Origin of the sequence: Methylomicrobium lacus LW14, from assembly GCF_000527095.1 — a bacterium.
In the GTDB taxonomy this organism is placed as follows: domain Bacteria; phylum Pseudomonadota; class Gammaproteobacteria; order Methylococcales; family Methylomonadaceae; genus Methylomicrobium; species Methylomicrobium lacus.
In genome coordinates this window covers 1023733-1049644 of sequence record NZ_AZUN01000001.1, presented here as the reverse complement: position 1 = coordinate 1049644, position 25912 = coordinate 1023733, and the positions used below count along the sequence as shown (strand labels likewise).

29 protein-coding genes and 1 pseudogene are annotated in these 25912 nt (G+C 51.6%); 15 read left to right on the top strand and 15 right to left on the bottom strand.

Annotated elements, in window-relative coordinates; genetic code table 11:
* Window positions 1–27 precede the first annotated feature (27 nt).
* On the bottom strand, window positions 28–1404 hold the full coding sequence (glmM, locus tag METLA_RS0104655; protein WP_024297450.1) for a phosphoglucosamine mutase: 1377 nt from the start codon (window positions 1402–1404) through the stop codon (window positions 28–30).
* Between the two features lie 176 nt (window positions 1405–1580).
* On the opposite strand from glmM, the gene METLA_RS0104650 reads away from it, so the two are divergent.
* A complete protein-coding gene (locus METLA_RS0104650) occupies window positions 1581–2264 on the top strand; it encodes a metallophosphoesterase family protein (RefSeq protein ID WP_024297449.1) in 684 nt (227 codons plus the stop codon).
* A 68-nt stretch (window positions 2265–2332) separates the two neighbouring features.
* Here the strand turns inward: METLA_RS0104650 and METLA_RS0104645 are convergent, their stop codons facing one another.
* Window positions 2333–3124 carry a sterol desaturase family protein gene (locus tag METLA_RS0104645; RefSeq protein WP_024297448.1) on the bottom strand — a complete coding sequence of 264 codons (792 nt, stop codon included), beginning with the start codon at window positions 3122–3124 and terminating at the stop codon, window positions 2333–2335.
* Window positions 3112–3801, bottom strand: a complete 690-nt coding sequence (locus tag METLA_RS0104640) for a TIGR04283 family arsenosugar biosynthesis glycosyltransferase (RefSeq protein ID WP_024297447.1) — start codon at window positions 3799–3801, stop codon at window positions 3112–3114. The genes METLA_RS0104645 and METLA_RS0104640 overlap by 13 nt, the downstream gene beginning before the upstream one ends.
* Before the next feature lie 343 nt (window positions 3802–4144).
* Between METLA_RS0104640 and aqpZ the strand changes: the two genes are divergently transcribed.
* Window positions 4145–4834, top strand: a complete 690-nt coding sequence (gene aqpZ / locus METLA_RS0104635; protein WP_024297446.1) for an aquaporin Z — start codon at window positions 4145–4147, stop codon at window positions 4832–4834.
* A gap of 137 nt (window positions 4835–4971) precedes the next feature.
* Entirely contained in the window at window positions 4972–7092 is a 2121-nt protein-coding gene (locus tag METLA_RS0104630) for a patatin-like phospholipase domain-containing protein (protein ID WP_024297445.1), read from the top strand.
* 217 nt (window positions 7093–7309) lie between these two features.
* On the opposite strand, the gene METLA_RS23430 is transcribed toward METLA_RS0104630, so the two are convergent.
* The 3 genes from METLA_RS23430 to METLA_RS23905 are packed head-to-tail and all read right to left on the bottom strand — an operon-like array spanning window position 7310 to window position 7977.
* Window positions 7310–7489 carry a hypothetical protein gene (locus tag METLA_RS23430; RefSeq protein WP_024297444.1) on the bottom strand — a complete coding sequence of 60 codons (180 nt, stop codon included), beginning with the start codon at window positions 7487–7489 and terminating at the stop codon, window positions 7310–7312.
* Complete coding sequence (locus tag METLA_RS23910) at window positions 7486–7623, bottom strand: hypothetical protein (RefSeq protein ID WP_425411739.1); 138 nt, start codon at window positions 7621–7623, stop codon at window positions 7486–7488. The genes METLA_RS23430 and METLA_RS23910 overlap by 4 nt, the downstream gene beginning before the upstream one ends.
* On the bottom strand, window positions 7624–7977 hold the full coding sequence (locus METLA_RS23905) for a dehydroquinate synthase/iron-containing alcohol dehydrogenase family protein (RefSeq protein ID WP_425411738.1): 354 nt from the start codon (window positions 7975–7977) through the stop codon (window positions 7624–7626).
* Between METLA_RS23905 and METLA_RS0104620 the strand changes: the two genes are divergently transcribed.
* The 6 genes from METLA_RS0104620 to xrtM all read left to right on the top strand — a co-directional run bounded on the left by METLA_RS0104620 (window position 7958) and on the right by xrtM (window position 11960).
* Window positions 7958–8347, top strand: a complete 390-nt coding sequence (locus METLA_RS0104620; RefSeq protein ID WP_425411737.1) for a recombinase family protein — start codon at window positions 7958–7960, stop codon at window positions 8345–8347. The two genes, METLA_RS23905 and METLA_RS0104620, sit on opposite strands and share 20 nt — an antisense overlap.
* Before the next feature lie 305 nt (window positions 8348–8652).
* The gene (locus tag METLA_RS22455; RefSeq protein ID WP_152539369.1) at window positions 8653–9072 is read left to right on the top strand and encodes a hypothetical protein; all 420 of its coding nucleotides are present in this window, start codon (window positions 8653–8655) and stop codon (window positions 9070–9072) included.
* A gap of 44 nt (window positions 9073–9116) precedes the next feature.
* A complete protein-coding gene (locus METLA_RS0104615) occupies window positions 9117–9818 on the top strand; it encodes a tetratricopeptide repeat protein (protein ID WP_036281451.1) in 702 nt (233 codons plus the stop codon).
* Window positions 9761–10216 carry a tetratricopeptide repeat protein gene (locus tag METLA_RS0104610; protein ID WP_152539368.1) on the top strand — a complete coding sequence of 152 codons (456 nt, stop codon included), beginning with the start codon at window positions 9761–9763 and terminating at the stop codon, window positions 10214–10216. The genes METLA_RS0104615 and METLA_RS0104610 overlap by 58 nt, the downstream gene beginning before the upstream one ends.
* Window positions 10217–10390: 174 nt before the next feature.
* Window positions 10391–11359, top strand: a complete 969-nt coding sequence (locus tag METLA_RS0104605) for an O-linked N-acetylglucosamine transferase family protein (RefSeq protein WP_036281447.1) — start codon at window positions 10391–10393, stop codon at window positions 11357–11359.
* 82 nt (window positions 11360–11441) lie between these two features.
* On the top strand, window positions 11442–11960 hold the full coding sequence (gene xrtM / locus METLA_RS0104600; RefSeq protein WP_024297438.1) for an exosortase family protein XrtM: 519 nt from the start codon (window positions 11442–11444) through the stop codon (window positions 11958–11960).
* Between the two features lie 240 nt (window positions 11961–12200).
* On the opposite strand, the gene METLA_RS0104595 is transcribed toward xrtM, so the two are convergent.
* From METLA_RS0104595 to METLA_RS20565, 4 genes and pseudogenes are all read right to left on the bottom strand, one after another.
* A complete protein-coding gene (locus METLA_RS0104595; RefSeq protein WP_024297437.1) occupies window positions 12201–13592 on the bottom strand; it encodes a Tn3 family transposase in 1392 nt (463 codons plus the stop codon).
* Window positions 13531–13887, bottom strand: coding sequence for a DUF4158 domain-containing protein (locus METLA_RS21735; protein WP_084480063.1), 357 nt, complete (start codon window positions 13885–13887; stop codon window positions 13531–13533). Before METLA_RS21735 ends, METLA_RS0104595 begins: the two co-directional genes overlap by 62 nt.
* Before the next feature lie 13 nt (window positions 13888–13900).
* On the bottom strand, window positions 13901–14482 hold the full coding sequence (locus METLA_RS0104590; RefSeq protein ID WP_024297436.1) for a recombinase family protein: 582 nt from the start codon (window positions 14480–14482) through the stop codon (window positions 13901–13903).
* Window positions 14410–15191, bottom strand: a pseudogene (locus METLA_RS20565) (DUF2490 domain-containing protein). The gene METLA_RS0104590 and the pseudogene METLA_RS20565 overlap by 73 nt, the downstream one beginning before the upstream one ends.
* Window positions 15192–15659: 468 nt before the next feature.
* Here METLA_RS20565 and METLA_RS20560 point away from each other — a divergent pair.
* The 5 genes from METLA_RS20560 (at window position 15660) to METLA_RS21730 (ending at window position 20155) form a co-directional block, all read left to right on the top strand.
* Window positions 15660–16514: a sodium:calcium antiporter gene (locus tag METLA_RS20560; RefSeq protein ID WP_198408447.1), complete on the top strand. Its 855-nt coding sequence runs from the start codon at window positions 15660–15662 to the stop codon at window positions 16512–16514.
* A gap of 122 nt (window positions 16515–16636) precedes the next feature.
* A complete protein-coding gene (locus tag METLA_RS0104575) occupies window positions 16637–17812 on the top strand; it encodes a cation:proton antiporter (RefSeq protein WP_024297435.1) in 1176 nt (391 codons plus the stop codon).
* Between the two features lie 57 nt (window positions 17813–17869).
* Complete coding sequence (locus tag METLA_RS23145) at window positions 17870–18283, top strand: DUF2934 domain-containing protein (protein WP_036281443.1); 414 nt, start codon at window positions 17870–17872, stop codon at window positions 18281–18283.
* Between the two features lie 53 nt (window positions 18284–18336).
* On the top strand, window positions 18337–19626 hold the full coding sequence (locus METLA_RS0104565) for a chloride channel protein (RefSeq protein WP_024297433.1): 1290 nt from the start codon (window positions 18337–18339) through the stop codon (window positions 19624–19626).
* Window positions 19627–19855: 229 nt separating this feature from the next.
* On the top strand, window positions 19856–20155 hold the full coding sequence (locus METLA_RS21730; protein WP_245598728.1) for a hypothetical protein: 300 nt from the start codon (window positions 19856–19858) through the stop codon (window positions 20153–20155).
* A 300-nt stretch (window positions 20156–20455) separates the two neighbouring features.
* On the opposite strand, the gene METLA_RS0104560 is transcribed toward METLA_RS21730, so the two are convergent.
* From METLA_RS0104560 to METLA_RS0104540, 5 genes are all read right to left on the bottom strand, one after another.
* Complete coding sequence (locus METLA_RS0104560) at window positions 20456–21100, bottom strand: c-type cytochrome (RefSeq protein ID WP_024297432.1); 645 nt, start codon at window positions 21098–21100, stop codon at window positions 20456–20458.
* Window positions 21101–21102: 2 nt separating this feature from the next.
* On the bottom strand, window positions 21103–22725 hold the full coding sequence (locus METLA_RS0104555; RefSeq protein ID WP_024297431.1) for a b(o/a)3-type cytochrome-c oxidase subunit 1: 1623 nt from the start codon (window positions 22723–22725) through the stop codon (window positions 21103–21105).
* A complete protein-coding gene (locus METLA_RS0104550; RefSeq protein ID WP_024297430.1) occupies window positions 22718–23245 on the bottom strand; it encodes a cupredoxin domain-containing protein in 528 nt (175 codons plus the stop codon). The genes METLA_RS0104555 and METLA_RS0104550 overlap by 8 nt, the downstream gene beginning before the upstream one ends.
* 9 nt (window positions 23246–23254) lie before the next feature.
* Entirely contained in the window at window positions 23255–23407 is a 153-nt protein-coding gene (locus METLA_RS23140; RefSeq protein ID WP_024297429.1) for a hypothetical protein, read from the bottom strand.
* 235 nt (window positions 23408–23642) lie between these two features.
* Complete coding sequence (locus METLA_RS0104540) at window positions 23643–25220, bottom strand: bifunctional aminoglycoside phosphotransferase/ATP-binding protein (RefSeq protein WP_051459740.1); 1578 nt, start codon at window positions 25218–25220, stop codon at window positions 23643–23645.
* Window positions 25221–25366: 146 nt separating this feature from the next.
* On the opposite strand from METLA_RS0104540, the gene METLA_RS0104535 reads away from it, so the two are divergent.
* Window positions 25367–25888 (top strand): Hsp20/alpha crystallin family protein, encoded by a 522-nt coding sequence (locus METLA_RS0104535; RefSeq protein WP_024297427.1) that lies wholly within the window; start codon window positions 25367–25369, stop codon window positions 25886–25888.
* The last annotated feature ends 24 nt before the right edge of the window (window positions 25889–25912 follow it).

Genomic DNA, 25912 nt, shown 5'->3' with positions numbered 1-25912 from the left:
CAATCCCTGATATCGGTCAGGTTTTTTTCAGCCGAGTGCCTTTTTCAGCAGATCGGCGATTTCTTCGGCGAACTGACAGATTTGCGTCATGTCGTTGCCTTCCACCAGAACACGCACCAGAGGTTCTGTTCCGGAAAATCTGACCAAAGTCCGGCCTTTCCCATTCAATTCGGTTTCAATGCGCTGGATCAGTTCCGGATACCCCGGGATTTGGTCGAGACTGCTTTTCTTGCCGACCTTCACGTTGATGTGTTGTTGCGGAATGTCCGTGATGACTCGATTCAGTTCACTGATTCTCATGCCGGTTTCCTGCATAACCGCCAGCACGTTCAATGCGGCGATACAGCCGTCGCCGGTGGTTGAATGGTCCAGATGAATCACATGGCCGGACTGTTCGCCGCCTAATGCGGCGTTCAGGCGGCGCATTTCGTCGACGACGTTTTTATCCCCAACATCGACTCTGACCACCTCGATGCCGTTTTCACGCATGGTTTTTTCCAAGCCAAAGTTGCTCATGTGCGTGACGACCAGCGTGTTATTGCGCAACGTGCCTTTTTTCTTCATGTGCAGCGCGCATAGCCCCATGATATGGTCGCCATTCATCACATTGCCGGTTTCGTCGACCATCACGACCCGATCGGCGTCGCCGTCCAGACTGATCCCCACGTCGGCGCGATACTTTAACACCGCATCGGCAATCACGTCGGGGTGCAAAGCGCCGCATTCGCCGTTGATGTTGATGCCATTGGGCGTGTTGCCGATGTGGATCACTTCCGCGCCAAGCTCGGAAAATACCGCGGGCGCGATTTTATAGGCCGCGCCGTTGGCGGTATCGAGTACGATGCGCAGGCCGTCAAGCGTATATTGATGGGGCAGGGTGTTTTTGACATAGACGATATAGCGTCCCTGGGCATCGTCGATGCGCCAGCTTCTGCCGATATGTTCGAGTTGCGCAAGATGGGGTTCAAAATCGTCCGCGCCGACCAGTCGTTCGATGGCTTCCTCCATCGCGTCCGGAATTTTGTAACCGTCAGGTCCGAAGATTTTGATGCCGTTATCGTAGAAAGGATTGTGGCTCGCCGAAATGACGATGCCGACCGCGGCACGCATATTGCGGGTGATAAAACTGACGCCGGGCGTCGGCAAGGGGCCGACCAATTGCACCTGGATACCGGTAGCCAAGAGTCCCGAGGTCAGGGCCATTTCGAGCATATAGCCGGATAGGCGCGTATCCTTGCCGATCACCACTTTAGGCGTGGAATGGGGCGGCGCCTGACTTTTTAAAATGATGCCAATCGCCTGGCCGATCTTGACCACGAGGTCAGGCTGCATCGGAAATTGGTTGGCCTTGCCGCGAATGCCATCGGTGCCGAATAATTTGATTTTTTGCGCTGTCGCTGACATGGTTTGATACCGATGTTGTTATCCAATAATCATTATAGGATTTATTTTGGCTATCGAATTGGCATTTGATCGTCGCGCCCGCAAGTCGTTCGATTGCAGCATATAGTTAAGCAGACCCATTTAATGGTACTATTTGACGATTTCCACTACCGGTACAGACAGCTCGATTCGACCTTATGAACTCCAACCACCGAATCCTATTTGCCGGCGATCCGCATGGAAATTTTGAGCCGCTGATCAAGGCTGTGCGTAAATGCCGTCCGGAAGCGGTCGTACTGCTCGGTGATTATGATTTAGAGCAGCCTTTGGAATGTTATCTGGAGGCGATCATCGGCCTGACCGAGATTTGGTGGATTGCCGGTAATCATGACTTCCAGTCGCCCGGCAAATACCACAATCTGTTTCATTCCTCGCTGGCCGATAACAGCCTGCATCTGCGCGTCCAGGAAATAGCGGGGGTCCGTATCGCCGGACTCGGCGGCATTTTCTTAGGCCGAGTCTGGTACCCGCCCGGGAGGCCGAAGTGGATCAACAAGCGCCATTTCCTGAACAGCCAGAAACCCGGATCGCGCGACGATAACCTGTCCTTAAAATACCAGTCGGCTATTTGGCATGATGAGTTTGAGGCGTTGAAAGCGTTGAAAGCCGACATTCTGGTTACCCATGAAGCGCCTTCTTCGCACCGCTTCGGCTTTGCCGCGATCGGCGATTTGGCGGCGGCGATGGGAGCCAGAAACATTTTTCATGGCCATCTGCACGAAAATTATTCGAACACGATTCGGAGGCATATCCGCGTCGTCGGCGTCGCCGATCAGACCGTGTCCGATTTGGCGGGCAATTTGGTCGATGTCGACGAATGAGCAATCGCAGTCGGGGTTTTGCAAAAAATCTGCAAAACGGCATGCGGGTATTGATAGTCGATAGCCATTCAGTCTCGGCGCGAGGTCTTGAAGGGCAGCCGCAACAGGCGGAGAAAGCCCAGTGCTTCCGGCTCCCGGTAGGCGGCCAGTCCGATAGTCATGCTGGTCTGAGGTTCTTTCGGGTCGGCGACATAGGTGCCGCACAGCCGGTCCCAGAGTGAAATCGAAAAACCGTAATTGCTGTCCATTTCCGCGCGCCGGGTCGAGTGATGAATCCGGTGCATGTCCGGGGTGATGATCAGCCAGCGCAGTATTCGATCGAGCGCGGGCTGGATCGCGACATTGCTGTGATTGAAGGTCGCGGAACCGTTCAAAATGATCTCGAAGGCGATCACGGCGACGGGATCGGCGCCAATCAGCAAAATCCAAAACACCTTGTAAAGCATCGACAACACGATTTCGAAGGGATGAAAACGCACCGCGGTCGTCGCATCGAATTCGAGATCGGTGTGATGCACCTGATGCAGGCGCCACAGCAGCGGCCATTTGTGCATCAGAATATGCTGGGCGTAGATCGCAAAATCCAGCAGCAACAGGGTGGCGGCAATCGCCAGCCAGGCGGGCAGGGCGGCCAGATTCAACAAACCCCAGCCCTGCGCCTGCGCATGGGCCGCGGCAAGATAGGCCAAGCCCCCGAGGCTCGCGCGCATCAGGATCATGTTCAGCGCGGCCAGGCCCAGATTGATCGGCCAGCGCTGCGCGCGGCCCAGTTGCAACACGCGCCGCGGCCGCCAAAATTCCCAGCCTATCATCAGCAAAAAAATGCCGGCGGCGGCGGATAAACGGATTAGGGTTTCCAAAATTGACCTCTTTGATAAAGTTCCGCCAATTCGGCCGGGTCGGCGCCGAAAAAATAGCGCAGACGCAATGACCACATCAGCAAAATCGTTCTGAAGACGCCGAATGCCTCCCAGCGCCGGCCCGAACTGGTGACCTTCGCGCGCAGACAAAGCGGCGGGCCGATGGCTTTGAGCAATTGGGATAAGGCGATATCTTCCATCAACGCGATGTCGGGATAGCCGCCGACACCGAAAAAAGCCTGCCGCGCCACAAAAATGACCTGATCGCCGGTCGCGATGCCGGTCAGGCGCGAGCGCCAGTTCATCATGCAGGCGATGAGCTTCAGCAGCACCGGACGGCCGCGCAGGCGGATATCGAAACGGCCCCATTGCCCGCCGCGCGCGAGTCGTTGTTCGATCAGCCGCAATGCATTATCCGGTAAAACCGTATCGGCATGCAAAAACAGCAAGATGTCGCCCTTCGCGAGCCGGGCGCCCGCGTTCATCTGCAAGGCGCGGCCCTTAGGCGCCCGGACGACCCGGTCGGCCAGGGCTTCCGCGATCGCCACCGTCGCATCGCGGCTGCCGCCGTCGGCGACGATGATTTCGGCCTGATGCCGCAAGGGCTGCAACGCCCCCAGGCAAGAGGGCAGCGCCAGGGCTTCATTCAGTACCGGGATGATGATCGAAAAATGCATAAGGTCTCGGGCTCTAAAACGATGAGGGTTTACTATTCTCAAATCGATAGCGCGCCGAGTCAATTTTTATCATCCTCGACTTAACAACGAAAGTCCTGAAAGCAATTGACAGTTTCTTGAGCCCTGTCTATATTGCTTCGTCATTTTTGAAAAATAATGGCGAGGTAATTGATTTTATTTCATTAACCGTTCGCAGGGGGTTGCGGTTGTCTAGAGCTTGAAGCCCTGAAATTGTCTGTTATTCATTTGTTCTTATTTTGTTTGTGCTTGTCCGTTATGGGGCTTTGGGTTCGTTCGTGCCGTCCGACCTTTTTTTCTTAACATACGTTGCAGGAGAAGGAACATGAAACAAATTGGCGCTGAATTTTTTGGTACTTTTTGGCTGGTTCTCGGCGGATGTGGCAGCGCGGTATTAGCGGCCGCATTTCCGAATGTGGGCATCGGTTTGCTGGGGGTAGCATTCGCGTTCGGACTCACGGTGTTGACCATGGCTTACGCGATCGGCCATATTTCCGGTTGCCATCTGAATCCGGCCGTATCGATCGGCCTGTGGGCGGGCGGACGCTTTCCGGCGAACCAACTGTTGCCTTATATTCTGGCTCAGGTGGCCGGCGGACTGGTCGGCGGCGGCATCCTGTATCTGATCGCGAGCGGCAAAGCCGGCTTCGATCCCACTGCCGGATTTGCGGCGAATGGCTACGGCGAACATTCGCCGGGCGGTTATTCGTTATTGGCCGCGTTAATGACCGAAGTCGTCATGACGATGATGTTTTTACTGATTATCCTGGGCGCGACCGACCGCCGCGCGCCGCCAGGGTTTGCGCCTATTGCGATCGGTTTGGGGCTGACGCTGATCCATTTGATCAGCATACCGGTCACCAACACATCCGTTAACCCTGCCAGAAGCCTCGGCGTCGCGGTATATGCCGGAGACTGGGCGTTGGGACAGGTTTGGCTGTTCTGGGTCGCACCGATCGCGGGTGCGCTTCTGGGCGCCTTCATTTATCGATTGATCGCCGAGGGGGAGGATTGAAACCTTAAACTTGTCCCGCTTTAGCAATCCGTTTTACCTCAGGGATGCTTCTCTAAGTCGCCTTGGCGAGAGGACGATTTGAGAAGCTCCCATACTCAATAATAACTATAAGATCATCTTTTATGTACGGGGAAAGTATGACAAATGAGCAATCCGCAACCCATTTTGCGCAAGTTCAACAGGATGAGTTGAACGTCATCAACAGTCAACGACTGAACCGGGGCGATAATCGACAGGGCGATGAGGCCAGGAAAATCACCGGTATTGCGATCAGCGGCGGGGGCATCCGTTCCGCTTCGTTTGCTCTGGGGGTCTTGCAGGGCCTGAACAAATATAACGTCCTGCGCCAGGTGGATTATTTATCGACCGTCTCCGGCGGCGGCTATATCGGTTCGTCGCTGACCTGGTTCAATTATTTGAACAAACGTAACGGTTCGCCCTGGAGCTGTCCTTTCGCTTCCGAAAACGATCCGGGGCAGGGCGCCGCCCATTCACCGTTGAATTACCTGCGGCAACACGGCAATTATCTGTTGCCGGACGGGCTTTCGTCCTTGTCATTGTTGGGTGTCCTCTTGCGTAACATGACGCTTGCGGCTTCGGTGTATTTGGCGGTCATCGTCAGCCTCTTTTTTCTCTGTTTCAAACTTCAACTGTTTCAGCCTATGCCCTGGATGCTGCCGTATTTGAGTCATTGGCAGCCGGCATCGCTGTTCACGCAAGCCGCACTGTCCATGGCGCTGCTCTTTGGCGTCACCAGCTTTATGTACGCCTGGATGACCTGGCGCAAATTAGGCACCGAGGAACGCGGCTATCGAGGTCGCTTCTGGTTTCAGCGCGCCCAGGGCAAGTTCATTTTCCTGGCGCTTGCCTTCGGCCTATTGGCCTTGCTGCCAGCGATAGATTATTTTATCAATGCCAAACTGCATGGGATGGAATACATGTCAACTTCGGTGCCGGCGCTGCTCGGCGTGATCGGGTCGATCTTCGAGTTTTTCCAACAGAAAAAAGGCACGGAAGCCGGCAAAGGACCGATGACCGAAATCCGGATTCTAGTCACCGCACTGCTGTTGATTGTCGGCATTCTGTCGATCGGTTATCAGATTGCGCAGGATTGGCAGCAGTCGGAGACGCAATGGCTTTACGGGGTGGTCATCTGCGGTGTCGTGTTGAGCGGATGGTTCGTCAATCTGAACCTGTTCGGCATCGGCCGAATGGACCGTGACCGGCTGATGGAAGCCTTCATGCCGAATCCTGCGGCAGTCGGCAACAACCACTGGGAACTAGCGACCCAGGCCGATGTGGCTTTCTTCTCAGATGTCTCGGGACCGGATCAGTGGGGACCTTATCACATCATCAATGCGAATACGGTGTTGGTCGATTCGAACAACCCTAAATACCGGGGCCGCGCCGGCGACAATTTCATCATGTCGCATCTGTATTGCGGCGGCGACGCGATCGGCTTTCATCCGATGTCGACCCTGTCCGGCGGCGAGATGACGCTGGCGACGGCGGTCTCGATCTCGGGCGCGGCGCTGAATCCGAACGCGGCAAACTCCGGGCAGGGCGCCACCCGCAACCGGCTGGTGGCGTTTCTGCTGGCGTTTTGGAATATCCGCCTGGGTTTTTGGGTCCAGAATCCCGCGGTGACCGGCTGGCGAAAAATCTTGTCTGATATGAACACGCGCCCGAATTTCTTTTATCCCGGTTTTTTTCAAGGGCTTTTGGGACGGGACCTCAGAGAAAACGTCGGCTATCTGGAACTGTCCGACGGCGGCCATTTCGACAATACCGGACTGTATGAATTGATACGGCGTCGCGTCGATACGATCTATTTTTCTTCGGCCGGCGCCGATCCGAATTTTACCCTGGACGATATCGGCAGTGTTTTGGTGCGCATCAACGTCGATTTCGGCGTCACCGTCTCTTTCAATGATGAACTGGAGGGTCTGATGCCGGGATCGGATGGTGAAAGCATTTATGCCAAACGCTTCGGTTTTTCGAGAATGGGTTTCGACAAAGGCACGATCCATTATCCGGCCCACGGGAACGAACCCGCCAAACAAGGCACGCTGTATATCGTCAGGGCGACCCTGGTCAATGATTTGCCGGCACAGATTTACAGCTATCGCGCCCAGCACGAGGAGTTTCCGAACCAGTCTACCAACGACCAGTTTTTCGATGAGACTCAGGTCGAGGCGTACCGGGAATTGGGATTCAGGTTGACGGCGCGGATGTGCAACGCGCTGTCGCTTCCCTAGTCAGGCATTTGGAGGTTCCCGGCGCTTATGCTCACTGCCATTAAGTTAAGCCAATCATGGTAAGAAGTTAAGCCGTTCGTGGTGAGCTTGTCGAACCATGAACGGTTTAACTTCGGGGCTTCGGATGATTCCGTTCACCCTTCGACAAGCTCAGGGCGAACGGAATCATCCTTAACTTAATGGCAGTGGACGCTTATGCTGGGAACCTTGATCCCTGTTAAAGCCGCTCGACCAAAATTTCCTCGACCTCCGCATCGGTCAGCACGATCGGATTGGTCAGCATGCTGCTGCCGCGGCTGTTCGCGACGATCAGCGCGAAATCTTTCGCGCCGATGCCGTAGCGATTAAGGCGCGGCAGTTGCAGCCTTTCGCTCCATTCGGCCAGCAGCGTGATCAACGCCGCACGGCCTGCATTGCCTCGACGTTGACTTTTGTCGCCGCGGCGACCAGGGTGCCGCAGACCACGCCGTGCGGGATCGGAAAATAAGCGCCCAAGGGCGAGGCCAGCCCGTGCACCGATCCCAGCCCCACTTACGCCAGCGTGATGCCGGAGAGCAGGGCCGCATAAGCCATCGCGGCGCGGCCATCGCCGGCTTCCGGTTCGATGCCTTCCCAGGCCGTGAAAAAGCCTTCCTTGAAGGCCGTCATCCCGCTCCAGGCCAGGGCGTCGGTGAAAGGGTTCGCCTTGATCGAAACATAGGATTCCAGCAACTGCGTGAACGCATCCATGCCGTCGGCCGCGATCAGTTCGCGCGGGCAGCTCGCCAGCAGGTCGGGATCGATCACCGCGTATTCGGGGATCAGGCACTCGTCGCGGAACGACTTCTCATTGGTAGTCTGGAAATTGGATAGATTAGGACGTGATTTGAAACACTTGGTGACCACTGTCGATGATTTACGAGCCTGCAACGTCGGATTAAAGGTATTGGCGGGTGCCGGTGCACAAATCGATACGACGACAGCAAATGGGCGTCTGTTCTTTGGGATTTTTGCGGTACTAGCTGAATTTGAGCGGGAACTGATTGCTGAGCGTACCCATGCGGGGCTTGCAGCCGCGAGGGCACGAGGCCGGCAAGGCGGGCGCCCTCGAAAGATGGATAGAGCAACCGTGATGATGGCGATGGCCGCGATGGCAGACCCGAAAGCTAATGCGTCAGATGTGGCTCGTCATTTGAATATAACTACTACGACTCTGTATACCTATGTAAATGGTGATGGTACGTTGAAGCAGGCTGGACAGTCGCTTATTGATTGAACTGTTGCTCGATTAGGGTAACTGCGAAGAATTCACATAACTTAGGGTATCGTTAACACTCAACCCTTAGAGCCCGCCTTTCAGCAGACGATCTTCTATCAAAGCTACGTAAATCATTAATCATCATGGCCTAGTAAATTTCATTCATGAAATTGAAACAATTAGAGCTTAGACTTAGTTGCATGCTTAATCAATCCACACATCAGCAAATCTAGATATGTTTATTGAGAGTGCTTTATTCATAATCAGCTTGATTGGAGAATCATAATGAGACTATTATAATTAGGGTCCATTCTTATCCTTCTTTGGATAAACTCTGGGATCAAAATACGATAAAGACACTTCACAAATGGCTTGAGATCAGAGAAACGAATTGCAGTGGAACCCTAGTTGCCACAAGAGATATGCCGAGCGGCACAACGAACTTGCCGAATGCAGGCTATTCTCGTTTTGACTTAATTCCAGTACCAGTTACACCTGGCCACACCTATGGCTTGTGCCTGCATTACGATCCAATGCCTATCCCTCAGGGCTTTCAACGTTATAACGACAGTGTTTCTTTCTACATATCAAATGGCGGAATTGTTGACATACCACCGATATCGACTGCGGCTAAGGTTCCTGCTTTACCTTGGCAAGCTGAGATGCTTTTTGCAACGTGTTTATTGGCTGCTGGGCGCTGGATAGGTCATAAGCAAAAACCAAATAAACTGAAAAAAGGATAGTCAGACCAACAAAGTTAGCAGTGTCTGCTTTTATGAATTTTGACATGTCTGAAAAGTTCTCGCTGGCCATCCAACAGTACGAGACAGGTAATCAAAAAGAAGCTGTAGTGATTTGCGAAAAAATCATCATGGTTGATCCAAATCACTCTGCGGCACTTAATTTATTAGGTCTGATATTACTCGATAACAAGCATTACAACGAAGCGCGTGATTTATTCGAAAAGGCGGCCGCAATTGCCCCAAAAATCCCTGATTACTATAATAATTTAGGATCGCTACACCAAGAACAGAACCAGTTTAGCTTAGCTGAAATTTATTTCCGTCGGGCAGTCCAGTTAAATCATACTCATCCGGAAATTCTTGGTAATCTTGGAGATAGCCTTCAAGCCCAGAAAAAGCTGAGCGCAGCAATAGCATGCTACCATGACGCCTTGCGCTACAGTGAAAGCAACATTAGGATACTTGTTAATCTTGGCAGATGTTTAGAAGATCAAGGCGAATTGAACGAGGCGGCAGCATGCTATAACAAGGCCATAGCGATTGATCCAAACCATGCCATAGCTCTCAACAACCTAGGCACCGTACTCGAAAAACAAGGTCTGGTTGAGGAGGCCATATTCTATTACAAACGTTCTCTCGTGCACAGCCCGAGCATGCATTCACACACAACAATCTTGGGCTTGCATTCATGCAAATTGGGCAATTCGGGGTGGCTACCGCGTGTTTTCGAAATGCGCTTGCGATAGACCCAGGATATGTCGATGCGCTAGAAAATATCGGCGATATTTCTGCAATGCAGGGAAAGACTGACGCGGCGAAATCATTTTATCGTAGCGCCCTTAATATCAATGACTCGCCGGGTCTCAGATTCAGATTGGCCACGCTGTTGCCACCGATACTTGAATCTGAAGAGAGCATAGCCATGATCCGGAAGGAGCTTGAATCAGCATTGGATGATTTACGACAGGACAAAAATTTAAAGTTATTTGATCCTGTTTTGGAGGTGAAGGATGCATTTTTCTATCTTGCCTATCACGGATTCAATAATCGAAATTTAAAAACTCAGCTTGCCCAGCTATTCGAACGAAGTTGCCCTTCATTACTTTGGGAGGCACCACATTGTTCATTACTGCGTGATGTGTAAAATCCTATTAAAATCGGCATTATTTCAAAATACCTCTACAACCATAGTATTGGCAAAACGACTCAAGGTTTCTTCGCCAAGCTACCCCGTGACCGCTTCCGTGTTTATGCAATTTTCGTTGCACCGATTGTCGATGATCAAACTTCAAGGTTTATTAGAAGCAATGCCGATGAAGTGTTAGAAGTCTATCCTTCGCTTGCAACAGCTAGACGGAAAATTGCTGCACTCGAACTGGATGTTTTGTTTTATCAAGATATTGGAATGGACCCATTTACCTACTTCCTTGCTTTTGCAAGACTTGCGCCAATTCAATGCACATCCTTTGGTCATCCAGATACAACCGGCATACGGAACATGGATGGTTTTATTTCCAGCGGTCTATTCGAAATTGAAAATGCTCAAACGCATTACAGTGAAACGCTGCATGTGTTAAGTAATAATAGTTTTCTGACTTATTATTACCGTACAGACTTGCCAACTATTCTAAAATCTCGAACTGAATATGGTTTATCGAATGAAAAGCACCTATATATTTGTCCGCAAACCCTTTACAAACTCCATCCAAGCTTCGATCACATTCTAGCCAATATTCTTCGTAGCGACCCCCTGGGTAATATTGTTCTATTAGAGGATTCTGTAGCGAATTTTGCGGAATTACTACGCCAACGCTTTCAAGTGAGTATGCCGGATGTTGCTGATCGCGTGATATTTTTACCACCACAAAACACGGTGGATTATATAAACCTCATTGCAGTATCGGATGCGATGCTGGATATCCCCAGTTTTAATGGCATGAATTCCAGTCTTGAAGCCTTTGCGGTCGGAACGCCAATCGTCACTTTGCCAGGCGAATTGCAACGTACTCGGCATGGTGCAGGCATGTATCGCAGAATGGGGTTCTCCGATTGCATCGCTGAGAATACGCTGGATTATATAAAAATCGCCCTCCGTTTAGCCAATGATTTACTTTTTCGTCGAGAAGTCAGCGCTAAAATTTTGGCAAATAATCACCTGCTCTTTGAGGATGAGGGAACAATATTGGCATTCTCAGATTTTTTCGAACGGCGCGTGTCATCAGTCCAATCAAATTTGGAGGCGCCGTTTCCCGAATTTATTTCCAGTGGGCATCAAACAGCCTCATGAATTCTATCCTATGCCTTCTGCCAAATGATCATTCACAAAAGAATCTAGACACCTTTATAATTCGAGCAAGGGATTGCTGCCTATGATTCGATTTTCGAAAGATACTGTCACATGGGTATCAGCAATGTTTTTTCTCGGATTCTACGGAACGCTGCACTTTGTCTATTTTCAGATTCCAGATGAAATTTTTAAGGCGATCTATTACAATGGACTAGGTCTGTTTTGCGCTGACATTATCAATTTTGTAGCACCTTTAGAAGGAGTGGCGGCCTTCCAGAATTACCTCATATCATCGAGAGTTAACCTTGAAATCGTCCGTGGCTGTGATGGTGCAGGGGCTCTGTTTCTGATTACAGCTGCGATACTGTCTTTCCCGGTCGAATTCGAACGAAAATGCATAGGCCTAGTCCTTGGCGTCTCAATGCTTTACTCAATCAATCTAATCCGGATTAGTGGACTTTATTTTGTGATCGCATATCGTCCGGAGTGGTTTAATCTAGTACATATCTATTTGGCCCCCACCCTCATGATTATCCTGGGATGCCTGTTTTTCATCTGGTGGGCATTCGGTTCATCGAATAAGTTCTATGAACCGACGTGAACTGATTCTACTGACCATTAAAGCCTTACTAGCATGGCTGGCATTGTCCGGATTGGCGTTGTATTTTGGGGCGTCGCTTATAATAGGGTTATTTCCCTTTATTAAGTCGATAATGATAATACTGACGCCAGAATTGGCGCCTAGATTGAAATTGGTAACGTCAGCATCGGCATCAGCTCAACTTGACTATTCGATTGAATTATCCGCTTGGGTACTTCGTCCTATTTATCTAAACGCCGCTCAATACATTCCGCCTGGAATCGATTTGAAATCACCCGCCAACTTACTACACGTCCTAGTCCCGCTAGTCATTGAAGGATCTATTTTAAAACTCTCGCATCGATTCGTTGCGCTCTGGATGAGACGTCGCAACTCTTCGCTATTCACGTATTCCAGAAGAAAGCAGGTGCGGACAACCCGACCAAGTTCCCGAAAGGCGTAATATAATTTGTTTTTCCGACTGGCCGTGCCGAGCTTGCGCAGGATCATCGAAGGTGCAATGCGGCCAGCCTTGATCGACAGCGCAATTTGTAGCATATCCGGTAGATGCCGGGCAATCAACTCCCAATTGATATTGTCCTTGGTGAACAACTCGCCAATATGGTTGTAACTTGCTTCTGAGGTGGGCTTGTAGTACTTCAAATCCTTCCAGTTTCGGATACGCGGCATCAATTTGATGCCCAACAGATAAGCAAGACCGAATACTGGCGTACTTTGCGCTTGGGTATCGCCATGCAGCGTATCCGGTTGGATGTCGGATTTGTTTTTGGTCAGTCCGTCCAGAATATAGATGGCCTCCCAAACGCCGCAAGGGATAAAATGCGAGAACAGGGCAATATAAGTATCACTGACATGGTAGTACGCGACACCACCCCAACTACCGTAACGAATATGGTACTCCGACAGAAGATTGTTTTCGTAGAGGTCCCACTTGGTGCCGTCGGCACCGGCACGTGTTGCGTCTCCCCAAAGTTTGGGTAGCCAGAAGCGATTGTAACCATTGATCACTTCGCATATCGTTGCTTCGAGTTTTTCGGTCGTCACATGCCGTTGATTGACGAATGCTATCTGTCTGTCGCTGACACCGGACACGCTCTTTGCAACCTGCGTCGGCCCGAGTCCTGTGCCATAGGCGAATGTCGTGAGTATTTGCCGTCGCTCCTCATCTTCCAGTTTGCTTTCATGTCCGCTTAACGGCCCAAAGAACTTCCCCCAGTTCAGCCATCGCATCGTATCGCCAAGCACATCGAGCATCGATAGGTCGAGTGCTTGCAATTTTTGGGTCAATGCGTCTTCAACAACCCGAAACCCTTTGGGATCGGGCTTCTTGGTAAGCCTTGCCAGTACCGGACGGCCATTGACGATATTGAAATAGGTGTTGCTCAGGTAGTCTCGGTCAACCGCATGGGCGGCATCAAGGAGTTGGGTACGCACATGGTCGACGAACGCTGGGCTTTCAACCGGTATGCCGACCAGTTCCCCGTACTCCGCTAAAGCCGCGTTACACGCCTCCATGGACAGCAACTGCTCGCGCGAATCCGAGTAGGCATCGCTGCCTGGAACACAGATGTCAGCAGATTTCAGTTCCTGAACCAATTGCCGGCAGACGCACACCTCGAACTGACCTGACATGGGTTTTGCGCGAGCGTGAGATGTCGTACCGCTTCAGTGCCTCCCGGTCTACGGGTATCCCTTCGATTTTCGCCAGATGATCAATAATGGCGTCAGGGATTTGATCCGATGTCACAAAATGACCCAGACGCTGAAAGGTCTTCAAGGTGAGAAGAAAACCAAATCGGGTACTCTGGCCACGCACAACCGTTGTGCAAAAGCCACACTCTTCAGGTGTTGGGGAATACCATCGCTCCAATTCGCCGGCATTAAAACTGGATTTGAGACGGGGATAGGCGGTATCGCTCGCTTGCATGGCAGGAACTTATTTATTGGTGACCAGCAGGCCAGCCAATTCGCGCGAGAGTTTCGATCAGTGTGGTTCGTTTGACGCCAAAGTTGCGGCACACAGCCGCCTTGGACATACCGCCCTTTAAAGCGGTGGTGATGGCCTCCAATTTCTCACCGACAATGGCGGGTGGTCGCCCGCCGGTCCGTCCACGTCTCTTGGCGGCAGCCAATCCAGCAACGACCCTTTCTTTTGTCAATGCTCTTTCATACTGGGCCAGCGCTCCGAATACATGAAACAACAATTCGCCGGATGGTGTAGTGGTATCCATTCCCTCAGTGAGTGAACGGAATGCGACCTGATTTTCTTTCAGCGCATTGACGATGGATAGCAGGTGCGACAACGAACGCCCAAGTCTATCGAGCTTCCAGACCACCAGAACATCACCCGGCTGAACGAACGCCAATGCTTTCGATAATCCAGGCCGATCATCTTTAGCGCCGAAAGCATGATCTTCAAATAAATGCCGACTATCGACGCCTGCCGCTATCAGCGCATCGCGCTGAAGATCGGTCGTCTGGCGATCCGAGTCGGATGATACTCGCATATAACCGATAAGCATGTACGAAAAACCCTTAGAAAGTAATTTGCGTATAGTACATCATTACGACAGTGTTTTTCGTACATTTTATGAGGCAGTTTGAGGGGCAATGACGGTACTTTATCGAACCCACCGGAAAACAAGTGTTTTACGACAGGTCGGCAATGACCAATAAGCCTGTGTATTTTCAGAAGACGAGTGCTGAAAACTTCAATTTTAGGCGTGAATTGATAGCTTAATCCGCTGAAAACACGGTTCTCGGTAAAGCCCTGCTTGCCCCAATCTGTTTGATTCAAATAGAACATGACTTCATCGCCGGCGTAGACACTTAAGCCCTTAAAGGATGGCTGATTTGTAATAATTGTCTGGGACGGTAACCTTCATTACCGCTTGTTTGGTTAATCCGATCTTCCATACGGGTTCGGCTCATGAGTTTGAAATCGCCCAAATCCTGTTTCCAGACAAAATCTACATAAGGACGGCTCTCCTGAAAGGCAGTCTTGTTTAGCGGATGAAGCCAATCATGTGTATAACCTAGCCACAGCGATGCGTTATTGTTTATTTGATAGCCGACTTGGCTAAATAACAGATTTTCGGAATACCTTGATCCACTTGGCGAATCTTCGCGGGTACGGCTTTGATCCACGATGAGCCAATTAAATTTGTTGAGGCTGGGCGACAAAGCTGTAAAATCCCCTTGCAACGTAGCCGAACCCCATACGCCGAACATGTTATTTGTGCCGTCGTCAGCGGCAAAACTGGAAAGCGGTTGAGTCAGTAATAAAGGGCCTAAAACCACAGTAGCTTTAAATTTGGTCATAAAAGAATTCCATAACTATGTTTATGCAAATATTTTTTACAAAAAGAAAGCATATTATGTGCCAATTTATAAGTTTATGATTTTTATATAGAATTCATTATCTCCGAGAAATTTAGAAACTATGAACGGTTGAAAAAACCAACTTGCGCTGGTTCTGTGGCGAGTATTAGAGCGAACGATTCACCCGGCTTGCATGGGCGTCATTTTAAATTTTTGTCTTGAACATGCCTACACGAGCCGAGTTGGACTCGCGGCATTTTAATTGCGTGATCAACATAGGGACCGGATGTCACATTGGCTTTTATTGCTTGAATTTGCCGGCTTAGCGTTGGTCATTGGAATCGCTGGCTATTTTCTCGCCCTCTATGGGTGACCTCCTTGCCGGAATTGGTAACGGGTATTAGCTCGGTAACGTATGTTGGTGTTCCGGATATAGCATTGGGCGATGCCTTGGGCAGCTGCGTATTCAATCTGCTGCTGATCGTGATGTTGGATTTTATGCACCGAGGTTCTTCGGTTTACACCCGAGCCAGTCAGGGTCACATCCTCTCGGCTGGGTTTGGTGTGGTACTGCTCGGATTCGTGGCGTTTAACATCCTATTGTATCGAAACGGATTCCGTTTGAGTTTGTGGCATATCGGGCTGTATGCCCCGATCATAGTACTATTTTATATCGTGTCCATGCGCACGGTGTTTCGTTTCGAAAAAGCTCAGCACCTGGAAGCCGTGGAAGAAATTGTCGAGCGGCACCCTAAAATGAGTTTGGCAAAGGCAATTGCTTTTTATTGTGTCGCCTCAGCCGTGGTCATTGCCGCAGGTATCCGTCTGCCATTGACGGCCGACCATGTCGCCCAGGCCATGGATTGGCAGCGTAGCTTCGTGGGCACGGTATTCGTGGCCTTGGCGACTTCGATGCCTGAAGTAGCTGTGACGTTCTCAGCTTTCAGAATCGGTGCCCTGGACATGGCCATCAGCGACTTGTTCGGCAGCAACCTGTTTAATCTGGTCATCATTGCCCTAGATGATGTAGCTTATTTAAAAGGCCCCCTACTTGCCTATGTTTCGTCTGCGCATCTGATTTCAGCACAGTCGGCCATCATGATGACAGGTGTTGCCATTGTCGGCCTGCTGTATCGTCCAAACACTCGCCTCTTCAAGACGGTGGGCTGGGTCAGCTTGTTCATGTTCAGTATTTTCATACTCAATATATCTGTGCTGTATTTGCAACATTAATAAGTCAATATTTGCCCCGATCACATTTATTTAAAAATACCGAAAAACATTGGCCTGTGATTGCTTTCTCATTTAAACTCAGATCCAAGCGATAATAATTAAACCAATAACGGAGCTCATCTATGGAAGCCTATCCTTCTGAACTTCTGCTGATCGCCTTTGTTGCGATGCTTGCACCGCTCCTTGCCGAGTTGCCCCCTGGTTTCCGCTTACCTGTTGTGGTTATTGAAATCATTTTGGGGATACTGATAGGCCCATATGGGTTAAACCTAGCCGTTCCGGATGGCATGATCGGTACACTGGGAGAACTCGGCTTGGCTTTTCTGTTATTCATGGTCGGGCTTGAGATCGATTTCGACAAGATTCGCGGCAGACCCTTGTCCTTGGCGGTAGGCGGTTGGTTTCTTTCGTTCTTCATGGCTATGGTTTGCATGTATTTTTTCCATGCGATTGGATTGATTCAAGCTCCGCCTTTATTGGCGGCAGTCGCTTTGTCCACCACAGCCTTGGGCGTCTTAGCGCCCATTTTGCGTGACCGGGGAGAGTTGGACTCCGCCTTCGGGACCTATATGGTTGCGGCCGCCGCAGCGGGTGAATTCGGCCCCTTGATGATCATTTCGCTTTTACTGATCCCCACGCATGACTCCTTTCTACATGGGCTGTTCATGGTGACTTTTATCATCATTGCTTTTGTCGCTGCGAATATCGCTCTTAATGCGCGTTCATCACGGATGATTGAAATCATGACGCGCACGATGCAAAGCAGCGGTCAGCTTCCTGTAAGAATTTGTATTCTGCTTCAGATTCTGTTCGTCTCGCTCGCCGCCAAATTCGGCTTAAATATCGTGATGGGCGCTTTTGCGGCCGGTATGGTGGCAGGGCTCGTCATTAAAGGGAAAGCGGGAGAACCACTCCGGCAAAAGCTGGATGCAATCGGTTATGGCTTTCTGATACCCATATTCTTTATCGTAGCGGGCATGAAGTTTGAAGTCAGCGCCTTATGGTCGGCCCCACTGGCACCCGTCCAAGTGATGCTTTTGTTGGGTTTGCTGCTATTGGTCCGGGGTGCCCCGGTGTTTTTATACAAGAAGGATTTGGCTCCCGACGAGCAGATACCCTTCGCGTTTTATTCCGCCACAGGCCTGCCTTTGATCGTTATCATCAGCGAAATAGGCGTTTCCGCCGAGCTGATGTCGCCCGGCAGGGCAACGATACTGGTGTGTGCGGGTATGCTTTCGGTCTTGCTCTTCCCTGTCTTAGCCGTGAAGCTGCGGGGGAAATTCAGTTTGACTTGGTGAATCTTCACTTTAAATAGGGCCATAGGATACGCACGTGGGAAGTGCTTAAAGCTGTCCGTGGCAGGACATCTGACGATTTTCCTGACGCGCACGCGCGGCCCATTCTGGTCCATACGCCCCGCGCGGATATTATGGGTGGCTGTGCTCGGCACGCAAATCGTGGCGACTTTGCTTGCGGTTTATGGGGTGTTCATGACCCCGCTCGGCTGGGGCTGGGCCGCGTTCGTTTGGGGCTATGCCTTGGTGTGGTTCCTAGTGAACGACCGGGTGAAACTGCTTGCTTATCGGGTGTTCGATCCGACTGCAGCCCCCCTATTGGTCAAAAAGCAGGCTGATGCGAAACCTGCGCCTGCCGATATGACGCAACAGATCGCCAAGCGAGCCTATGAGCTCTACGAGCAGGGGGGCCGCCAGGGCGGTCATGCAGTAGAGGACTGGGAGCAGGCAGAGCGGGAAGTTCGAAAAAAATAAAGCCCGCTCATAATCAGACGCGAACAACGCCGCATCAATGCGATCTTAATCAGATGCCAAAACAGTCTTTTCTTTCTTTAATCGTTTGGAAGCAACACCTGGTATTCTGGTTAGGCGCAATTGTTGTCGGTTTGGTTATCGTCGCCATGACGCTGCTCAGCGAATGGGCGGCAAACGTCTACCGAAGCCTTTCCATTCTCTATCCCTGGTTCCACTTCGTCATCCCTCCCGTCGGATTGGGAATCACAGCATGGATAACTTTTCGTTTCTTTCCCGGCAGCGAACGCAGCGGCATACCACAGGTTAAAACAGCGCTGGAAATCGCCGGCAATCTGGAAGCAAGAAATCAATTGATCTCCTTGAGAATCGCTTTAGGAAAACTGCTGTTACCGATCATGGGCCTGATTTCCGGAGCGTCAGTCGGTTTTGGCGGCCCCGCCGTTCACATCGGCGCATCCATTATGTTGTCTCTAGGTAAAGCGGTTAAATTTCCGCCGCATTACATGGAGAAAGGGTTGATTATAGCCGGCAGCGCCGCCGGTTTTGCGGCCATGTTCAGCGCTCCTTTGGCCGGCATCGTTTTTGCCATCGAAGAAATGGGCCGAACGTTGGAAGAGCGCATAAGTAGTCTGGTATTGACCGCGATCGTATTTTCCGGCGTGACCGCCTATGCTTTATTGAACAGCTATATATACTTTGAAGACGAATCGCTGCGCATGCCATGGGGACAACATTGGCTGGCTATACCTGTATGTGGAATCGCCGGCGGCTTTTGGGGTGGTTTGTTCAGCAAAATAACGATTGCAGGGGGACGTTTACTTAAGCGTTCAGGACTTCCCTTCGTCGTTATTGCTATTGCTTGCGGCGGCGTGATAGCCGCATTAAATTTTTTATCCGATGGGGCAACCGTAGGCACCGGTTACCAGCAAACCAAAGCCATTTTAAACAGCACGGCCCCTCTGGGTATTTCCTTTCCATTTCTCAAAATGCTTGCCACTTGCGCAACTTTTTTCAGCGGTATACCGAGTGGAATTTTTGTGCCCTCGATTGCAACCGGTGCGGGGCTGGGTATTGATCTAGCATACTGGCTTCCGATTGCGCCTGCTCCAGTGATGATTTTGTTAACCATGACCGCTTATTTCTCGGGGATGCTACAATCGCCGCTCACCTCATTTGTGATCGTCATGGAAATGACTAACAGCCATGAAATCCTGATACCATTGATGGCTACAGCTTTTTTTGCTACCGGAACGTCAAAAATAATGAACCCGGTGCCTTTGTACCTAGCTTTATGCGATGCCTACTCTACCTTAGGGACATCCCACAATTCCGTCAAAAACTAATTTCTGTTTTTAAATGCCGAACAGCGGCAGCTGTCCCAGCGGCTTCGACACAAATCTGTCCAATAGTCGAGTTTATATTTGGATCCAGACTATCAGATATTTGTTTTTTATATTCAGTGACTGACTCAAAATGGTCAACTGCTGCTATTCACGGCGGTCAGTATGCTCATATTTAGTATGATAAAGAGCCCTCCTACAGCGGGATAAACATGATAATTCTGAATCATAGATGCAGAAATCACATGAATTTATCTACTATTGCCCATTTTCGCACGAATCCTTACGGTCATCCTTCCTGATCGTATTGGGATTGCTGACGGCTATTCTGGTCGTCATGGCGATTTTACCTTCCCAATTACTAGGCCAAATGGAAATCTCTTTTCAGGAAGTGGCCTCGACAGGCAAAAATCCACGATCCGTGCCAAGTTTTGTAGATTGGATGGTTTTTTGCGAAATGGGTGGTCGCTGGCTGTTGGGGATCGTGGCCGCTTGGCTGAGTATTCAATTTCAGCGTTGGTTACTGCGGTAATGGGATAATCGCTCTGTCTATCGCTACTACAACAAGATGGAATTGTTGGTGGTTCGAAAACGACGCTTAACGTCACATCCTTTTTCCAACTAATAAAATTCGTGATGTTACTCATTTACGAAGGAATCCTTACGGTCATCCGATTTGACTTGAACGTGGACCAGGGTAACGTGCATGATTTCGCCTAAACAACAGTGGATAGGCCGTCATTATACTGCACGCGGTCGGTTCGATTGGGGCGAATTTGTAAGGGGACTCCCGCGCTATGGATGCATCCATAGCGCGGGATTTGCGGCAACACTACTTCAAGCTTTGATAATAAGCGCCGAGTTCTTCGATTTCCTTTTCGGTCAGCGTTTTCGCGATCAAACGCATTTTGCCGTAAACATCGTTATGGCGGCTGCCGTCCTTGAAGGCGTTCAAGGTTGCGCTCAGATACTCGGCCTTCTGTCCTGCCAGCGCCGGGATGTCCAGTTTCTGGCCTTCGCCGTCGTTGCCGTGGCAGACTTCGCAGGGGACGAGCAGGCGTTCATTGTCGCCTCGGGTGACCAAGGTTTCGGCCTGTTTGAGGTCAGCCAAGCCGGAGTTCTCGGAAGATGCAGGCTGGGAGGCAAACCAGGCGGCCAGATCCGCCATATCCTGCTTGCTGAGGCCCTTCGCGATGCCCGTCATAAATGGACTGTCGCGGCTGCCGTCCGCATAATCCTGCAATTGCTTGAACAAATAAGTCGGCAATTGTCCGGCCAGCGACGGATAGGCCGGCGTTTCGCTGTCGCCGATGTCGCCGTGGCAGGACGCGCAGGAGGCAGCCAGTTCCTGGCCTTTCTGCGCATTGCCGGCTTTGACGAATTTCAATTGTTCCGCAGTCCAGGCAACCTGGGATGAAGGCGCGGCGCCAGCCAGTGCCGGAACCGCCAAAATCAGAGAGAGCAATAGTCTGTTCATACTCAGTATCCCCAAGGGCTGGAACCGTAGGTTTTCATCAAAAAGAACTGCGCGACCGGATATCCGAACGCGAACAGCATGAACGCGCCAATCACCCAGTTCCACATCGCAAAGCTGTTCAGGTAGGCTGGAAGCGCTTTGACCGGATGGATAGGCTCCGCGTATTCGACTTCGCCTTCATAGGTCTCGGTCACGTGAAACTGTGTCTTCGCGAGGTTATAGATCAACAGACCCGCCGATCCGACCAGGATCAGGCCGCCGAAGATCATCGTGATTTCGTAAGGCTCCCAGGACAAGGTCAGCAAATTGTTGTAATGGACGCTGTCGATCCGCCGCGGCTGGCCGAGCAGGCCGAGGATGTGCCAGGGGGTGGTCAGGATCACCATGCCGATGAACCAGGTCCACAGCTGGATTAACGCCAGATTGTTCGAAAACAGCGGCCTTCCGGTCAATACCGGCCAGAAATAATAGGCAATCCCGAAATACATGATGATCGTGGTGCCGCCGAAAATCAGGTGGAAGTGTCCCGGAACCCAGGCGGTATTATGAATCATCGCGTTCATCGCATAGCTGGCGTTGATCAGGCCGCCGAAGCCGCCGAGGATCAGCATCAATAGAGCCAGAATGATCGCCAGCACCAAATGATTGGTCCACGGTAATGCGCCGATCCAGCCGAACAGACCCTTGCCGCCATTCAGACGCCCGGCGATTTCCAAGGAAGCAATTACCGTGAAGCCGGTGATGAAGGTCGGCAAGGTTACCACGAAGGTGCCGACCATATGCAGCAGCTTCCAGCCGCTGGCTTGTTCCGGGTCCATGTATAAATGGTGAAAGCCGATCGGCAAGCTGAACACGACCAGCAGAATGAACGAGGCCCGCGCCAACTCGTCGCTGAACACATAGCCACCCGCCTGTTTGGGGACCAGGCAGTAAAACGCGATATAGGCCGGAATCAGCCAAAAATACACGATCGGATGCAAAGTCCAGGCGAACAGCGTGCGCGCGAGGCCGGCATCGATCGTATCGACCCAGCCGAGCGCCCAGGGGATCAACTGGAACAACATTTCGGCCGCGACTCCGGCGCTGGTCCACAGCCAGAGGATCGTATTCGCGGCGGTCGCAAACATCGCGAGCGGCACCGGATCATCCGGATTGGCTTTTTTCCACTGCATGTACATCACGATCATCGACACGCACCAGAACCAGGAGCCGACGACTAAGAGTGTCGCGCCGATATAGAACAGCACATGCGCCTGCACCGGCGGATAGAACGTGTACAGCACCGAAGCCGCGCCGGTTAATAAGGGCAGGGCGGCCAACACGACGCCGGACAGTGAGACCCAGAAACCGGCCCAGGCGAAGGTCTTGTTCCAGACCGGCAGTTTCAGCGTGGTGGTCGCGACATAGTAGCCGAAGCCCATGATGAAAAACGTGGTCAGCACGAACGCCATCAACACTCCGTGCGTACTGGTCGAGGCGTAATAGACTTCGCGCGATTGAATCCAGCCGATGAAGCCTGAGCGCTCGATCACCTGATAGATGCCCATCAGGCAGGCCAGCGCGAAGGCGCCGAAGGCGACCCAGAAATGGGACAGCGCCAGTGTTTTTTCAGTCGTATTATTCATGGCTCGCGTCTCCTTGTGGATGTTTGAGCGCATCCCACTGCTCTTTGCCGATCACCTTGATATTGTTCCACATGTGCGCATGGCCCATGCCGCAATATTCGTTACAGAGCAAGGGGTAGGCGCCCGCATGATGCAGTTCGGTCTTGACCTCGGCGACATAGCCCGGCACGATCATCGTGCTCATATTCGTCATCGGGACGTGCACGCCGTGAATCACGTCCTGGCTGACCATCCGAAAGGTCAACGGCGTATCGGTCGGCAACACGATGTCCTGCGGATAAAAGCCGTAGCGCCCCGCGACGATGCGTACCGTGATATTGCCGGCGGCGTCTTCTTCGATACCCAGCTTGTCCTCGGCAAACTCGCCGCTCAAGTGCAGGGAGGCGGAGTCGATCGGTTCGACATGACTCGGCGCATGAATGCCGTGAAAAAGCGCCGAGGACAGAATCACCGTCACAAAGAGCCCTGCAATCCCGAGCGCAATCGCCGCCCATTTTTTTTCCAGTGGATCGATATGCATACCGCCCCCTTAACCGATCGGGCCGCGCGGCAGAAACACGCCGTAATACATGAACAGCCAGGCCAGCGCCATCGCGCCGCCGACACTCAGCATCAAGGCCCAGGTGCCGACCGGTGAACTGGTCAGAATTTTTTGTCGCTCTTCTTCGCTTAACTGACTCATAAGTTGCTGCCTCAAGAGGGTTGGAAAGAGATAAACCGACTGATATACTCGGATTTTCAATACGATTTGTGATACTTTTATCTTACACGGAACCTACTGATACCGATAGCATTTATCAGGTCTTGAGCCAATTAAATGCCGTTGAATTTTATTGAACTATGTTAAATGAATGATCCGGCTGTGTTTTTTTGATGATTAAATTTCAGGAAATAAACGCTCTCCAAATCTCTGCTGGCTAGGCCAACTGAGAAAACGCCCAGGCGATTGCCTGATCGTTTTCGGAATCGATCGTGATCGCATGCGTCTGCTCTTCCGGACGTAAGGCCTCGGCGATTTGCTGCTGCCGCTGCAAAACGGCGAGCGTCGCTTCGGAAGCATCCTGATGTTGCCGCTGCAAAATGCGCTGCATCAATACCGAGTCGGCCGCCTGAAAATCCAGAATCCGAAACGGAACGCCGCATGCGCTTGCCAGTTGCCTAAATTGCCCGCGCTGCGCGGTTTTCAAAAAGGTCGCATCGACGATCACCGAAAAACCGGCTTCGAGCACGGTTTTCGCCTCGGCGGCGAGCCGGTCGTAGGTGAGTTGCGTCGCCTCCGCGCTGTAGATGCCGCCGCCGGTCGCACTGCCGGTGCCTTGCTCGGCGCCGAAACCGTAAAGCCGCTTGCGTTCGATGTCCGAGCGTAGCTGCACCGCGCCGATCCGTTCGGCCAGTTGGCCGGCGTGATAAGACTTGCCGGAACCGGAAAACCCGTGCGTGATCAACAGCATCGGCTTGGAAGGCTGGGTAAAACGTTCGGCCAGATTGGCGTAAACACGGTATTCGGCGAGATTCTGTTCCAGGCACGCCGGATCGAGCTGCTGCTCGGAACGCAGCAAACTGACCTTGGCCAGCACCAAGGCCCGGTAAACCAGATAGTAGCGCAGCAGCGCCACGCCCTGATAATCTCCGGTATGTTGCAGATAACGGTTCAGAAAACGGTAGGCGAGGGCGTCGAGGTTGAAGTGCAGCAAATCGATGATCAGGAAAGCCACTTCGCTGACCACGTCGATCCAGCGCAGCATCGGATTGAATTCGATGCAGTCGAACAGGATAATTTGACCGTCGATCGAGGTCATGTTGCCGAGGTGCATGTCGCCGTGGCATTCCCGCACGCAGCCTGCGCCTTTGCGGTCTTCCATCAGGCCGGCTTTCAACTGCCATTCGGCCTGTCCCCAGTCTTCGATAGTTCGTATTTGTTCCCGTTGACGTTCGTCCTTCAGCCGGAGACGCAGATGCGCGAAGTTTTCCTCGAACCAGTGCCTGATGCACGGACTGCCGCCATAAGGCGAATCTGCCTCGGCCTTCGCGATATGCGCATGAAAATCGGCGAGCAGGTCGGTAATCTGATCGATTTCGGCACGATCGACTTGCCCGCTTTTGACCCGGTCCTTCAAGGTCAGTCCGGTCGGAAATTGCCGCATCTTGACCGCGTATTCGATCGCCTCTCCGGTACCCTCGATACGGGGCTGTTCAAGCGAGCCGGTGATCGCTACGACGCCCAAATACCAGTCCTCGGCCAGCCGACGGTTCAGGCGCAGCTCTTCATGACAATATTGGCGGCGCAGTTCCAGCGTCGAAAAGTCCAGAAAGCCGAAGTTGACCGGCTTTTTGATTTTGTATGCAAAGTCGCCGGTCAGCAGCACCCAGGAAATATGGGTTTCGATCAAGCGCACGGCGGTAACTGGATGCGGATACCTATTCGGCGACAGCAAGTGTTGAATCAGCGTTGATCCGGGATTCATCGGTGTCGGCTCGGTTTTGATCAAGGTCATTTAGGTAGTTATACGAATAGGATTGTGCGGCGGAATAGGCTACTTTACCGTTATAAAAATTCGGCTGTCCATTGGTTTTTGATTAACCGGACGATCGGCTTTTTTCGGGCAGGTGGGTTCATTATCTTTAGGATCGGAGAAAGGCTATGAAAGAAGCAAAAGAAAACAAAGAAAATAAAGCAAGCAAAGACATTGTCAGCAAGGCATCCGATAGTGAAAGCGCGCGCGGCTTAATGCCTTTTGACGATCTGGACCGCTGGTTCGACGACATGTTGTCGCGGCGCTGGCTGCATCCTTTGGATGCCAAATTTCCGCGCTTTCCGGCGATGCATTTTTCTGCGGGCATCGAGATGCCGAAGGTCGATATCATCGAGAGCGAGTTTGAAGTCAAAATTCATGCGGCGCTGCCCGGCGTCAAAAAAGAGGATCTCGACGTGACGCTGAGCAATCAAACGGTCACGATCAAGGCGTCCACCAAGAAGGAAGAAAAGAAGGAAAGCGGCGAATATTACCGGCGCGAGATCAGCCGCGGCGAATTCCAAAGAACCTTGACGCTGCCGGCGCAGGTCGATTCGGATAAGGCGAAGGCTTCGTTCAAGGACGGCATACTCGAAATCGTGCTGCCCAAGCTGGAAAAGACCAAGCGGAAGAGTATCGAGATCAAATAATCGACGGATCAATCGCTGGCCTCT

What these genes read in the sequence shown, in the direction of transcription:
- METLA_RS0104595 (WP_024297437.1), bottom strand. Translation starts at nt 13,592, where the DNA reads ATGTCAGGTCAGTTCGAGGTGTGCGTCTGCCGGCAATTGGTTCAGGAA.
- aqpZ (WP_024297446.1), top strand. Translation starts at nt 4,145, where the DNA reads ATGAAACAAATTGGCGCTGAATTTTTTGGTACTTTTTGGCTGGTTCTC.
- METLA_RS0104610 (WP_152539368.1), top strand. Translation starts at nt 9,761, where the DNA reads ATGCAAATTGGGCAATTCGGGGTGGCTACCGCGTGTTTTCGAAATGCG.
- METLA_RS0104590 (WP_024297436.1), bottom strand. Translation starts at nt 14,482, where the DNA reads ATGCTTATCGGTTATATGCGAGTATCATCCGACTCGGATCGCCAGACG.
- METLA_RS0104535 (WP_024297427.1), top strand. Translation starts at nt 25,367, where the DNA reads ATGAAAGAAGCAAAAGAAAACAAAGAAAATAAAGCAAGCAAAGACATT.
- METLA_RS0104640 (WP_024297447.1), bottom strand. Translation starts at nt 3,801, where the DNA reads ATGCATTTTTCGATCATCATCCCGGTACTGAATGAAGCCCTGGCGCTG.
- METLA_RS0104555 (WP_024297431.1), bottom strand. Translation starts at nt 22,725, where the DNA reads ATGAATAATACGACTGAAAAAACACTGGCGCTGTCCCATTTCTGGGTC.
- METLA_RS0104615 (WP_036281451.1), top strand. Translation starts at nt 9,117, where the DNA reads ATGTCTGAAAAGTTCTCGCTGGCCATCCAACAGTACGAGACAGGTAAT.
- glmM (WP_024297450.1), bottom strand. Translation starts at nt 1,404, where the DNA reads ATGTCAGCGACAGCGCAAAAAATCAAATTATTCGGCACCGATGGCATT.
- METLA_RS21730 (WP_245598728.1), top strand. Translation starts at nt 19,856, where the DNA reads ATGCAGAAATCACATGAATTTATCTACTATTGCCCATTTTCGCACGAA.
- METLA_RS21735 (WP_084480063.1), bottom strand. Translation starts at nt 13,887, where the DNA reads ATGCAAGCGAGCGATACCGCCTATCCCCGTCTCAAATCCAGTTTTAAT.
- METLA_RS0104575 (WP_024297435.1), top strand. Translation starts at nt 16,637, where the DNA reads ATGGAAGCCTATCCTTCTGAACTTCTGCTGATCGCCTTTGTTGCGATG.
- METLA_RS0104650 (WP_024297449.1), top strand. Translation starts at nt 1,581, where the DNA reads ATGAACTCCAACCACCGAATCCTATTTGCCGGCGATCCGCATGGAAAT.
- METLA_RS0104540 (WP_051459740.1), bottom strand. Translation starts at nt 25,220, where the DNA reads ATGACCTTGATCAAAACCGAGCCGACACCGATGAATCCCGGATCAACG.
- METLA_RS0104550 (WP_024297430.1), bottom strand. Translation starts at nt 23,245, where the DNA reads ATGCATATCGATCCACTGGAAAAAAAATGGGCGGCGATTGCGCTCGGG.
- METLA_RS23140 (WP_024297429.1), bottom strand. Translation starts at nt 23,407, where the DNA reads ATGAGTCAGTTAAGCGAAGAAGAGCGACAAAAAATTCTGACCAGTTCA.
- METLA_RS0104565 (WP_024297433.1), top strand. Translation starts at nt 18,337, where the DNA reads ATGCCAAAACAGTCTTTTCTTTCTTTAATCGTTTGGAAGCAACACCTG.
- METLA_RS0104560 (WP_024297432.1), bottom strand. Translation starts at nt 21,100, where the DNA reads ATGAACAGACTATTGCTCTCTCTGATTTTGGCGGTTCCGGCACTGGCT.
- METLA_RS0104630 (WP_024297445.1), top strand. Translation starts at nt 4,972, where the DNA reads ATGACAAATGAGCAATCCGCAACCCATTTTGCGCAAGTTCAACAGGAT.
- xrtM (WP_024297438.1), top strand. Translation starts at nt 11,442, where the DNA reads ATGATTCGATTTTCGAAAGATACTGTCACATGGGTATCAGCAATGTTT.